This window comes from Citrobacter sp. KTE30, from assembly GCF_000398825.1.
Lineage (GTDB): Bacteria > Pseudomonadota > Gammaproteobacteria > Enterobacterales > Enterobacteriaceae > Citrobacter > Citrobacter freundii.
Map to the genome: position 1 here is coordinate 3,395,524 of NZ_KB976055.1, position 13,599 is coordinate 3,409,122.

At 54.7% G+C, this 13,599-nt stretch carries 5 protein-coding genes; 3 read left to right on the forward strand and 2 right to left on the reverse strand.

Annotated elements, in window-relative coordinates; translation table 11 throughout:
- Positions 1–3 precede the first annotated feature (3 nt).
- Entirely contained in the window at positions 4–348 is a 345-nt protein-coding gene (bamE, locus tag WC1_RS06970; RefSeq protein WP_003826401.1) for an outer membrane protein assembly factor BamE, read from the forward strand.
- A gap of 50 nt (positions 349–398) precedes the next feature.
- Here the strand turns inward: bamE and WC1_RS06965 are convergent, their stop codons facing one another.
- Both WC1_RS06965 and ratA read right to left on the reverse strand, forming a co-directional pair.
- Complete coding sequence (locus WC1_RS06965; protein WP_003839823.1) at positions 399–695, reverse strand: RnfH family protein; 297 nt, start codon at positions 693–695, stop codon at positions 399–401.
- The gene (gene ratA, locus WC1_RS06960; protein ID WP_003031213.1) at positions 679–1,122 is read right to left on the reverse strand and encodes a type II toxin-antitoxin system toxin RatA; all 444 of its coding nucleotides are present in this window, start codon (positions 1,120–1,122) and stop codon (positions 679–681) included. Before ratA ends, WC1_RS06965 begins: the two co-directional genes overlap by 17 nt.
- Before the next feature lie 154 nt (positions 1,123–1,276).
- Between ratA and smpB the strand changes: the two genes are divergently transcribed.
- Together smpB and WC1_RS06950 are read left to right on the forward strand one after the other, a co-directional pair.
- A complete protein-coding gene (gene smpB / locus WC1_RS06955; RefSeq protein WP_003031211.1) occupies positions 1,277–1,759 on the forward strand; it encodes an SsrA-binding protein SmpB in 483 nt (160 codons plus the stop codon).
- Between the two features lie 584 nt (positions 1,760–2,343).
- Positions 2,344–13,545, forward strand: a complete 11,202-nt coding sequence (locus tag WC1_RS06950; protein ID WP_016150792.1) for a BapA/Bap/LapF family large adhesin — start codon at positions 2,344–2,346, stop codon at positions 13,543–13,545.
- The last annotated feature ends 54 nt before the right edge of the window (positions 13,546–13,599 follow it).

Here is a 13,599-nt window from a genome sequence, read left to right on the forward strand (position 1 = left end):
ACTATGCGCTGTAAAACGCTGACTGCTGCTGCAGCAGTACTACTGATGTTGACTGCAGGCTGTTCCACTCTGGAGCGAGTGGTTTACCGCCCTGACATCAACCAGGGAAATTATCTGACACCTACCGATGTCGCCAAAGTGCGCACGGGTATGACGCAACAGCAGGTTGCTTATGCTCTGGGTACACCAATGATGTCCGATCCTTTTGGCACTAACACCTGGTTTTATGTGTTCCGTCAGCAACCTGGTCATGAAGGCGTAACCCAGCAAACACTGACGCTGACTTTTAACAGCAGCGGCGTTTTGACAAACATTGATAACAAACCTGCGTTGACCGACAACAAGTAGGATTAACAGATCAAAAAAAGGTGCTCAATGAGCACCTTTTTTATTGTCTGCTATTTTTTTGCGGATTTCTCTGCTCGCTGTCGGCGCAGCTCTTTCGGATCAGCAATCAGTGGCCGGTATATTTCCACCCGATCGCCGTCATGCAGAACATCAGCAAGCTTAACCGGACGGCTGTATATCCCGACTTTATTTTTGCTGAGATCGATATCGGTACGTAATTCCAGTAGACCGGAAGCGCGGATTGCCTCTTCCACCGTAGCACCCTGTTGCAGTGTTACACGCTGTAGATACTGTTTCTCGGGCAGCGCATACGCCACTTCAACGACAATTTTAGCCGACGCTGACACTGTAAACCTCTTTCGCGCGAACCGTGAAGGCCTGCACCATGTTTGAAGCCAGCTCTTTAAAGATACGACCAAACGCCAGCTCGATTAACTTATTGGTAAACTCAAAATCGAGATGAAATTCAATACGACATGCTTCATGACTCAGTGGCGTAAACTTCCATCCGCCAATGAGTTTCTTGAACGGGCCGTCGACCAGATGCATCAGGATGCTCTGGTTACTGGTCAATTGATTGCGCGTGGTGAACGTTTTGCTAATCCCTGCTTTCGAGACATCCACAGCCGCGGTCATCTGTCCCGGAGTTGACTCCAGCACACGGCTACCGGTGCAACCCGGTAAAAACTGGGGATAGGATTTAACATCATTCACTAGCTGATACATCTGTTCCGCACTGTAAGGTACTAAAGCGGTCCGGCTAATCTGAGGCATAACAATTTCCATCAATATCAATCACACAAATAATACCATTTATCCCCCGCTAAAAAAAACGCTATAGCCTAACTCGTGCTAAGATAGCGCCTTGCGCCCCGCTGGATGAAATGGGGTGTTTTTCGATTCCAGATTACCTATACTGAGCGGCATTATGACGAAGAAAAAAGCACACAAACCTGGCTCAGCCACAATCGCGCTTAACAAGCGCGCACGACACGAATACTTTATTGAAGAAGAGTTCGAAGCAGGACTCGCTCTGCAAGGTTGGGAAGTCAAATCTCTACGCGCAGGTAAAGCTAACATCGGCGATAGCTATGTCATCCTTAAAGACGGCGAAGCGTTCCTGTTTGGCGCCAACTTCACGCCAATGGCTGTTGCCTCAACGCATGTGGTATGTGATCCCACCCGTACCCGTAAGCTGTTGTTAAACCAGCGTGAACTCGACTCCCTGTATGGTCGTATGAATCGTGACGGTTATACCGTCGTTGCGCTTTCACTGTACTGGAAAAATGCCTGGTGCAAAGTGAAAATTGGCGTCGCAAAAGGTAAGAAACAGCACGACAAGCGCTCCGATGTGAAAGAACGCGAATGGCAGTTAGATAAAGCGCGTATTATGAAAAATGCTGGTCGCTAAACGCTACTCCTCTGTGACCAGTCTCTCCCCCTGAGACTGGTTCTTATTTTTTAGTTATTGAAACCCACCCAATACATTCATCAAATTTATGGTTTATTTGTGCTGAATCGTTCAGGTATGAAATAAACTGCTATGGCATTACCGTAGCGACCCATAGTCTAATAAAATAAAACTTCAAGACCATATCGCCTATATTTAGGCTTATTTTATAACACTATTGTTACTGTTGTTTATTATATCCCCCCTTCATTTCAATTTAAATAAAAAATATTAAAATACAATAAGTTAACCAAAAACAAATCATTAAATACGCACCGGAAAGTATCCTTTTCAATTAGCCAAATATATTTTTAATATGGATAAGTTGCAGAATACTTTCTTTCTGACTATATCATCTAATACGAAAGAACTATTCTGTCGGCAGTTCCCGAACGTATTTACTAAGTAAACGAACATCTGCATGACCTAATCAATGTAATTACATGTGTAAATTCATCTTTATGATGAACGGGGCCCCTGTCTGCTCATTTTCCCAGCTCGCTGTTGCGGATTAATACTCCCGACATGCCATCAGGAGTGAACATATGCGTCTACTCGCCGTTGTATCAAAATTAACTGGCGTTTCCACAAATGTTGAATCCTCTGAAGTTACGCTCAGTTCGCCTTCTATCGTGAAACTGTCAGTGTCGCGTGAGGAGGTAAGTCAACTGACACGCGTTAATCAGGATCTGGTTGTCACACTCCGCTCGGGTGAAACCATCACCATTAAAAACTTCTACGTCGGAAAAGGTGATGCGCAAAACCAGCTTGTTCTGGAAGACAGCAATGGCGCGCTGTGGTGGGTTCAGGATACTGATGGAGCGTTCCACTTCCAGCATTTAGACGATCTCACTCCGCTAATGACTGCCGAGGGAAGCCATGAAGGCGGCGCCGTCTGGCCGTGGGTTCTTGGCGGGATCGCGGTTGCTGGCGGAATTGGCCTTGCCGCAGGTGGCGGCGGTGGCGGCGGTGGCGGCGGAGGGAGCGATAATAACGCCGGAAGCGGTAATGGCAACGGCAACGGCGATGGTGGTGGAAACGGTAATGGCGATGGCGATGGTGGCGATCCGCCAACGACAACACCTAACGCACCAGATGTGCCGGTTATTACCAGCGTAATCGATGACCAGGAGCTGATTACTGGTCCTGTTAATCAGCAGGAATCCACCAACGATAATACGCCCACTCTCCAGGGCACCGGCCCCGCAAATGCTACATTGCATATTTTTGATAACGGCGTAGAAATCGGCCAGGTCGCTATCGATGCCAACGGCAACTGGTCGTTTACGCCATCCTCTCCACTCGCAGACGGTACCCACCAGTTTACCGTAAGCGCCTCAGACGGTACGGGCAGCAGCGGCATATCGGACAGTTGGGAGATTATTGTCGATACGCTTGTCCCCGACGCCCCTGTGGTCACAGAAGTAACTGACGATTCCGGTTCCATTAAAGGCTTGATCGGTAATAACAGCGTAACCGACGATGCCACGCCAACGCTCACAGGCACTGGCGAAGCCGGTTCTTACATCAGCATTTCTGATAACGGCATTCTGATTGGTATGGTCCAGGTGGATGACAATGGCAACTGGACATTTACGCCGGACACACCGCTTAGCGACGGTGTTCACAATCTGACGCTGACGCAAACTGACGATGCGGGTAACGTGAGCGCGGAAACGAGCGTACCTACATTCACCGTCGATACTACCCCGCCTGAAGGCGCGGTCATTTCCTCCGTTAATCCGGAAGGCACCGAGGTAACCGGTAGTGCAGAGGTAGGAAGCCAGGTCATTATCATCGGTAGTAATAATCAGATTTTGGGTTCAACCACGGTCGGCCAAACCGGCAATTTCGTCATCGCGATTTCACCTTCACAGACGCACGGTGAAGCGCTAATCGCGAAGATTCAGGACCAGGCTGGTAACATCGGGCCAGATACCCCATTCAATGCGACGAACTCGGGCTATCCTGGCGTACCGGTTATCGTCAGCGTGATGGATGACTTCTCCCCATCAACCGGGCCATTGAGCAACAATCAGGCCACCAACGATAATACCCCCACGCTCTCTGGCACTGCCGATGCCAACAGCACGGTGACTATTTACGACAACGGCACAATTATCGACAGCGTACTGGCTGACGGTAACGGTAACTGGACATGGACTTCCAGCTCCCCGTTATCAGATGAGCTACACGCCTTCACCGCCACCGCGACAAACCAGTCAGGTACAGGAGGCATGTCACCAGCGTTCAATATCAACATCGACACCCAGCCACCGTTGCCACCTGATGATCTCAACGTATCTGCGGATGGGACTGTCGTCACCGGAACGACCGAGCCAGGCAATACCGTAGTTATCATCGGCAGTGGCGGAACTCAGATCGGCAGCGGCGTCGCCGGGCCGGATGGCACATTTACCATCACCATTAACCCACCACAGACCAATGGCGAAACCATTACCGCTATCGCCACCGATCCAGCTGGGAACCTAAGCCCACCAGAAACTGCGCTTGCACCAGACATTACCGCGCCACAACCCCCAACAAACCTGCTAGTTAATGGCACTGGCGACCAGGTCACCGGCAAGGCCGAACCCAACAGTACGGTCAATATTCTGGATCCAGATGGCAATATCATTGGTACGGTAACTGCCGATACGGATGGGGATTTCACCGCAACTCTGGTTCCGCCACAAACCAACGGCGAGACCCTTACGGCAAATGCGACCGACACCGCAGGCAACAAGGGCGACGACGCCTCTGTCAACGCACCGGACACCACCGCACCTGATGCGCCGACAGGCGTCACAGTTGCAGGAAATGGTGGCGCGGTTAGCGGTCACGCCGAAGCCGGAAGTACCGTCACCGTCAAAGACAGCAACGGGGCTCCTATTGGCGTGGGTCAGGCTGACAGCGGCGGCAATTTCACCGTCCAGATCACCCCGTCGAAAATCAACAATGAAACAGTAAACGTCACCGCAACGGACAGCACTGGTAACGAAAGCCTGCCAACTTCGGCTGTTGCCCCGGATCTCACCGCGCCAAACCAACCCGTTATCATTGCCGTTACTGATGACGTCGCCGATATCACAGGCTCCATCAATAACAATGGTTTAACCAACGACGATAAACCGAAAATTGAGGGCAAAGCTGAGGCCGGCTCTCAGGTCAAAATTTACGATAACGGAACTCTGCTTACGACCATTACCGCTGATATCAACGGTAACTGGAACTATACGCCCACCTCGGCATTGGGCCAGGGGGCACACGTATTTACAGTGACGGCAACCGATGCCGCTAATAACACCAGCACTGCCGCCAGTTGGAAAATCATTGTCGATAGCATCGCGCCGACAGTGCCAGTCATAACGCTGGTTAACGCTGATGTTGGCAGCAGCGCCGGTAACGTCACGAGCAATGCCTGGATTACCAACGACAACACGCCAACCCTCTCAGGTACCGGTGAGCCGGGCTCGCTCGTGAGCCTGTACGATGGCAGTCTGCTGATGACGGTGATGCTTATCGACAGCTCGGGGACCTGGAGCTATACCGTTCCAACCAATCTGGCGCTCAACGATCGCATCCACCAGTTTACGGTATCAGCAACAGATGCAGCCGGTAACGTCATTACCTCGCCCATCGTAGTCAGTGTTACCGTGGATACCCAAGCACCTGGGACCCCCGTGATTTTGACCGCAACCGACGACGTCGGGAATGCACCAACCGATCTGCCCACCGGTAGCCGTTCAAACGATACCCTGCCGCTGCTGAAGGGGACCGGGACCGTCGACTCCACCATCACTATCTATGATGGCGCCACACTTATTGGAACCGCAACGGTCGTGTCCGGGGGCGCCTGGAGTTTCCAGGTCACTCAACCGCTGAGTGAAGGTCCACATGCGCTGTCGGCTATCGCAACCGACGCGGCGGGTAACGCCAGCAGCGCCGGGAACTTCACGCTGACCATTGATACAACCCCACCAGCGGCTCCGGTGATTATCGCCGGTGAAGGACTCGTGGGCAGCGCCACCGTTGCTCTGGCGAACGGCGGTAGTACGAAAAGTACCGCTCCGGCCCTCTCCGGTACGGGCGAGCCGGGCGCAACCATTACTATTTTTGACAATAACGTCAGTATTGGCACCGCCACCGTTCAACCAAATGGAACCTGGACATTTACCCCAGATCCCGTGCTCATCGAGGGGCCACACAAATTCACCGCCACGGCGACTGACGCTGCAGGTAATACGGGGATCCCATCGGCTAGCTTCACTCTGACGGTAGACAATACGCCTCCCGCGCAGCCTGACGCCCCTATCATTACTGACGATGTGGCTCCGGTAACGGGCGTGGTCACGAATGGCAACACCAATGACACCACGCCAACCTTTAGCGGTACAGGGAACGTTGGGGATTTGATTACCGTTTATCTGAACGGCACTCCCCCTTTGCAGGGAACAGCAACAGTAGGTGCAGACGGAACCTGGAGCTTTACTCCATCAGCACCGGTTTCCCCTGGTACTTACCAGATAACCCTTACCGCAACCGATCCGGCTGGCAACGTTAGCCAGCCGTCGAATGCCATAACACTGAACATCGACACGACGCCGTCTGCACCTCCGGTGATTATCGCCGCCAATGATAACGTCGGTGGCTCGGTAGGCGATCTCTTGCCCAATGCCGTGACCGATGACGCCACGCCAACCATTCGCGGTACTGGCACTGACGGGGATATCATCACCCTGTATAACAGCGGTGTAGTGATCGGTACGGCAACGGTGGCTGGCGGCACCTGGAGTATTACGCCCGGGACTGCGCTGGCAAACGGCAACTACACGCTGACCGCTACCGCAACCGATGCGGCAGGTAACATCAGCGGCAGCTCAAACAGCATTTCGTTTACGGTGAACACCACCCCGCTCACAGCGCCACTCGTGACGAATATCGAAGATAACGTCGGCGTGATTACCGGCTCGCTCACCAGCGGTAGCGTCACGGACGATACCACCCCAACCATTAGCGGGACGGGTACGCCGGGCAGTACGGTGTTAATTTATGACGGTGGCATTCCCATCGCGATAACCACCGTGGGCGCGAATGGCTCCTGGAGCATAGATGTTCCCCTCACGCCCAACATGATTCATACGCTGACTTTCGGCGCACAAGATGCTGCCGGTAATGTGCTGCCGGCAGGAAATCCTGTCACGTTGATTGTTGATACGCTACCTCCTGCAATGCCTATCGTTACCAGCGTTGATCCGAACGGTACGCTGGTTAGCGGTACAGCCGATGCTGGTAGTACCGTGATTATTCGCAGCGGTAGCACCATTCTCGGCCAGGGGGTGGCAGACGGTTCAGGTATCTTCTCTGTCACCATTTCACCAGCGCAGACGGCGGGTGAATCATTGAACGCGATCGCTCAGGATCCAGCGGGTAACCAAAGCGGAGAAACACCGTTTACCGCCTCAATATCCAGCGTTCCGCACCCGCCAACTCTTGAGATCGTGGATGACGTAGCCCCCGGCATGGGCGAAATCGGCAGCGGAAAAACCACCAACGACACTTTACCGCGGTTGCAAGGAACCGCCACGGCTGGGGCTACAGTGACTATCTATCAAAATGGCGCGTCTATCGCCACGGTCACCGCCGATGCGGTTTCCGGCGCCTGGGGTTATCAGTTGCTCACCCCGCTAACTAACGGCACAACCTATAACTTCGCAGTGTCACAAACCGTCAACTTAATACCCAGCGGGCAGTCACCCAATTATGCCATTACCATCGACACCACCGCGCCGCTGGCACCGCTCATCACCAGCATTATCGATGACGTTTCACCCGGCAGTGGACCGCTGGATAAAGGACAAATTACCAATGACTCACGCCCGACCTTAAACGGAACCGGCGAAGCAGGAGCAACCATCACCCTCTACGATAACGGTATCGCTTATGCCACAACCACGGTAAACAGCAACGGATTCTGGAGCTTTACCCCGACAGACGCGCTGGGAGAAGGCAATCACCTCTTTACCGCTCGCGCAACCGATGCTGCTGGCAACCAAGGCGATGCCTCCGCTGATTTTCTGATCATTGTTGATACTTTAATTCCGAATGCCCCCTCCATTGTCACAGTCACAGACAACGTTGGCACCATTCAAAACCTGACGTCCGGACAGTCAACTAACGATAATACCCCAACGCTCACGGGCGTTACCGAGGCAGATTCAATTGTCACCATCCGTGATGGCAACACAGTGATTGGCACAACCACCAGCGATGCCAGCGGTAACTGGAGCTTTACGCCAGCCCCTGCGCTCAGTGAAGGCAGCCACTCGCTGACAGCCACCGTCACGGATGGTGCGGGCAACATCAGCCCGGCAGCGCCACCGTTCGTCGTAGTTGTCGATACGCTGGCGCCCGCCGCGCCAAGTATTACCTCGGTCATCGACGATCAGCCGGGAAGCACGCTGTTGACCAACGGCCAACTGACCAATGATGCCCAACCAACACTAAGTGGCACGACCGAGGCTAATGCTATTGTCACCATTCGTAGTAACGGAACGATCATTGGCACCGCAAATGCCGATGGCTCCGGTAGCTGGAGCTTCACCCCAACAAACGCGCTGGCGCAGGGGGAAAATATCTTTACGGTGACCGCAACGGATGCGGCGGGCAACACCAGCGGAGCTTCTGCCTCGTTCACCGTTTTGGTCGATTCAGTTGCCCCGTCTGCACCGGTAATTCTCACCGTTCAGGACAATACCGCGCCGACAACCGGGCTAATCTCCAACGGGCAAATCAGTAACGAAAGTCGCCCGGCGCTCAGCGGTACCGGTGAAGTTGGCGCGACCATTACCGTCCTGAACGATGGTCAGCCCATTGGCACCACCATCGTCGGCGCAGGCGGAACCTGGAATTTTACGCCCTCAACGGCATTGGGTAACGGCCTGCATACTCTGACCGTCACGGCGACAGATAGCGCAGGCAATACCAGTCTGCCTTCAGGCGGCTTTACCTACACCGTCGACACACAAGCACCGGCAGCACCAGTGATTACTCAGGTTGCAGATGATGTCGGCCCGCTGACCGGAAATCTGAACAACGGCCAGGCGACAAACGATGCGCGCCCTACCCTCAGCGGTACGGCTGAAGCCAATTCCACGGTGAGAATTTACGATAACGGATCGTTTATCGGTTCAATCACAGCGGATGGTACAGGCGCCTGGAGCTTCACGCCGGGAACCGCGCTTGGCAACGGTAACCACGCGCTGACGGTGACAGCAACCGACGCAGCCGGAAACGTTAGTCCAACGTCCGCTGGATTTAACATCGTTGTTGATACTGTTGCCCCGCTTGCGCCAACGATTATCCAGGCTTTTGATGACGTGGTGCCGGGAACCGGAACGCTGTCGAACGGCGCTTACACCAATGATACTCGTCCCGTACTGAACGGCTCGGCGGAAGCCGGTGCCCGGGTAGCCATCTACGATAATGGCACGCTGCTGGCGACGGTGACAGCGGCAGTAGATGGCACCTGGGAATATCTGCCTGCCACACTGGGCAACGGCCAGCATGTCTTTACCGCCATTGCCACGGATGCCGCCGGGAACGTCAGCCCCACCTCAAGCGAATTTATTATCAACGTTGACACGATCGCGCCGTCAGCGCCGCTCCTGACCTCGGTGGTGGATGACGTCGCAGGCGGTGTGTTCAACGCGGGGCTTAGCAACGGGCAACTGACTAACGATGCCCGACCAACGCTCAACGGTACCGCCGAAGCGGGCAGCACTGTCAGCATCTATGACGGCAGCACCCTGCTGGGCACGGCGCTGGTACAAAGTAATAACAGCTGGACGTTTACCCCAACCACGCCGCTGGCGAATGGATCGCACACCTTCACCGTCACCGCTACCGATGCGGCGGGTAACACCAGCGGCGCAACGGCAGGCTTTAGCGTAGTGGTCGACACCACGGCACCAACGCAGCCTTCAATCAGCAGCATTATTGACGATGTTGGGCCAAACATCGGGGCGATTGGCAATAATCAGCCAACCAACGACGCACGCCCAACGTTAAACGGCACCACGGAAGCCAACGCTCGGGTCGATATTTATGATAACGGCACCTTTGTAACCAGCGTAACGGCGGACGGCAGCGGCAGCTGGAATTACACGCCACCTACGGCGTTGGGTCAGGGGACGCATTCCTTCACCATCACAGCAACAGACACCGCAGGTAATACCAGCGGGCTATCGTCTGCCTCTGCAATTGTGGTCGATACCGTCGCACCGGGTACTCCAACCGGTCTGGCGGTCAACGCCAACGGCACCACGCTGACCGGCGTTGCCGAAGCAAACAGTACGATAATCATCACCTCCAGCAGCGGAACCGTACTTGGTACCGCAACAGCCAACGCCTCCGGTAATTTCACCTTCACGCTGAGCCCACCGCAAATCAGTGGGCAAACGCTGCTGGTCAGCGCACAGGATGCCGCAGGCAACATCGGCACAGCGGGTAACGTGCTGGCACCGTTTACTGGTGTACCGCCTGCGCCGGTTATTGCCAGCGTATTTGACGACGTGGGCACAATTACAGGTCTGGTCGCGGCAGGTAAAACCACCAATGATACCCGTCCAGCCCTTAGCGGAACGGCGCAGGCTAACGCCATCATCAATCTGTACAACAACGGCGTACTCATGGGTAGTACGACCGCAGATAGTAACGGCCTCTGGAACTTTACCCCATCCGGCGCGCTCAGCGAAGGTAACCACGCGTTTACCGCCACGGCAACAAACGCCAACGGCGTAAGCGGGGTGTCCGGTTCGTTCAGCGTGATTGTGGATACCACGCCGCCGACCGCGCCAACGATACTGATCAGCGCCGATGGCGGTACCATCAGTGGCGTCGCCGAAGCGGGAAGCACGGTTACCATCTCTCTGCCCGGCGGCACCAGCGTGACGGCAATCGCCAACAGCAGCGGTGTCTACAGCGTCAACCTGCCGGTTCGCCAGATTGAGGGTCAGTCGCTGTCCGCCACGGCGACCGATGCGGCGGGAAATACCTCATTGCCAACAAGCGCTATCGCGCCGGTATTGCCGCTGCTGGCTGAAGACAATGTCACCAGTCTGCCTCTACAAACCGATGTCACCGTCAGCACCGAGCATCAAAGCGATTATGGTTTCCTGTTGGTCAATGCGCTGGGAAATGTCGCCAACGTGCTGGGGAACGATACAGCAAGCGTCAATTTCAGCATCGCTTCTGGCGGCAGCGGATCCATTACAATCAATGCCGCAGCGACCGGCGTGGTGCTGTCGCTGTTAAACACGCTTGAAGTCGTCATCCAGCGCTTCGACACCGCGCTGAATGCCTGGGTAACGGTGGTGGATACCGGGAAACCAGACTTTGCCAGCCTGCTCACCCTGGGCGCCTCGGGCGTAACGCTCAATTACAGCGGACTGACTGGCGGGGATTACCGCGTAGTCAGCTACAACACCAACCTACTGGCGACAGGGGCATACACCAGCCTTGATGTCTCGGTGGTAAAAGCCAGCGCAGGGACCATCACCGGTGGTACTACCGAGTCTGGCAATATCATCACCGATACCGATCCCGCCAATGGGCAGGATAACGCCCCTTCCGGCACGCTGGTCACCACCATCACTGACGGTAACGGCAACGTGGTGAACATCCCGGTGAGCGGCATTGATGTGCAGGGAAAATACGGCACCCTGCATATCAATCAGAATGGTAGCTACACCTATACTCTGACCAATACGTCAATCTCAGTGTATGGACGTTCCGAAAGCTTTACCTACACGCTAACGCATGGCAGCGATCACTCCTCGGCAAAACTGGTGGTCACGCTGGGTCAGGCCCCAACCACCAGCACGGTAACGGCGGCAGACGATGTGGCTGCGCTGACTTACGGGACGCAGGTCATCGCAGTCGACAACCATCCATCACAACAAACCGGCTTCACGCTCGCCAGCGTTGGTTTGGGACAATTGTTGGATGTCAGCCTGGTCAACGGTTTGACCAACCCGATTAAATTCAACGTTGATGACGGCGCGACACGAACGATCACGGTTCAGGCCAACGTACTTGGCGTAACGCTGGGCGGCTTTGATCTCTATGTCTACCGCTTCAACGAGTCTATTCAGCAGTATGAGCAGTACCGGGTACAGCCGAACTGGGTCACCGCCCTGCTGGGCGGCAGCTCACCGGCGTATACCATTACACTGCCGGGCGGTGACTATCTGTTCCTGCTTAATGCTTCCGGCGGCCTGACGCTACTGACCAGCTATACCCTGAATATTCAGGCCGATCACACCTACGCCGTCGACAGTCTGAGTGCAGCTACCAATGGAAATCTGCTGGCCAACGACTCGGCTCCGGCTAATACCGTTATCACCGAAGTTAACGGTGTCACCGTTAACACAACAGGCACTACCACCATTAACGGACAGTACGGCACACTGACTATTGATGCGAAAGGGAACTATACCTACACGCTGAGAAGCGGACTGGGCGCAGACGGTATCAATACGCCGGACAGCTTTGTGTATAAGGTCAAAGCACCAAACGGCGATACCGGCAGCGCGTCGCTGAACATTACGGCAACCCCACAGGCGCTGGATGCCGTAAACGACATCAGCAGCCAGATGGCGGTCACCACCCAGGCCGATACATCCAGGTCGTTTACCGACAACAGCGTTGGGAACGCCAGTTGGAGCGCCCAACTCCTTTCACCCACCTCACAAAATGGTACTGGCGTCATTGAAGTCGCGACGGGAACGGCGGTGCAAAACGCCATACTGCATTTTAACGTCGCTTCAGGTCTGACGCTGGGCGGACTGACCGTCACCTGGGCGCTGTATGACAGCAACAACATCAAGATTGCCGGTAACTCATTCAATGGCGGATTGCTGATTGGAGGCAATATTGATATTGCCCTCAGCGGGGTAGTACTGCACCCCGGCAACTATCGCCTCGACTATACCGGCAGCGTCGGGGCTCTGGGGCTGGGGAATATCACCATCACCCCCAGCGTGAAAGGCACGATAATCGACCTGCAAAACTTCGAGACTTCCACAGCGAATAGCGTCACCGGCAATATTTATGACGGAGACCATATTGCCAGTGTGCATACCTTGCTAACGGTGAATGGCACGGGCGGCAGCGCCGCCACGCTGGATCCGCTGAGCAGCACGACCAGCGCCATCATTAACGGGTTGTACGGCAAACTGACCATTGGCATTGATGGTCATTACACCTATGCCCTCAACAGCGATGTCTCGCTCTCCACCATCGTCACCAAAGAGACATTTACCTACACCCTTAACGACCTGAATGGCCATACCGATACCGCTACGCTGACCATCAATATGAATCCGCAAGTGGTGAGTACTGTCGATGCCGATCGCCTGACTGGCAGCGCCTACGGCGATACGCTGATTTATCACCTGCTCAATGCCAACGACGCTACCGGCGGTAACGGAACAGCGGACACCTGGACCAACTTCTCGCTGGCCCAGGGTGACAAAATCGATATCGGTGACCTGCTGGTGGGCTGGAACGGGCAGAACGCGACGCTCGGTAACTACCTCACCGTTACCACCAGCGGTAACAACACGGTTATTGCCATCGACCGTGACGGTACGGGCAACACTTATCACTCAACCAATCTCATCACGCTGGAGAACGTACACACCACGCTCGACGAGCTGGTGCAACAAAATCACATTGTGCCCTGAAGTGAACATATAGCGTTAAAGCGCCATAACTACAGCCCCGGATGCGATGACATC

What these genes read in the sequence shown, in the direction of transcription:
- bamE (WP_003826401.1), top strand. Translation starts at nt 4, where the DNA reads ATGCGCTGTAAAACGCTGACTGCTGCTGCAGCAGTACTACTGATGTTG.
- ratA (WP_003031213.1), bottom strand. Translation starts at nt 1,122, where the DNA reads ATGCCTCAGATTAGCCGGACCGCTTTAGTACCTTACAGTGCGGAACAG.
- smpB (WP_003031211.1), top strand. Translation starts at nt 1,277, where the DNA reads ATGACGAAGAAAAAAGCACACAAACCTGGCTCAGCCACAATCGCGCTT.
- WC1_RS06950 (WP_016150792.1), top strand. Translation starts at nt 2,344, where the DNA reads ATGCGTCTACTCGCCGTTGTATCAAAATTAACTGGCGTTTCCACAAAT.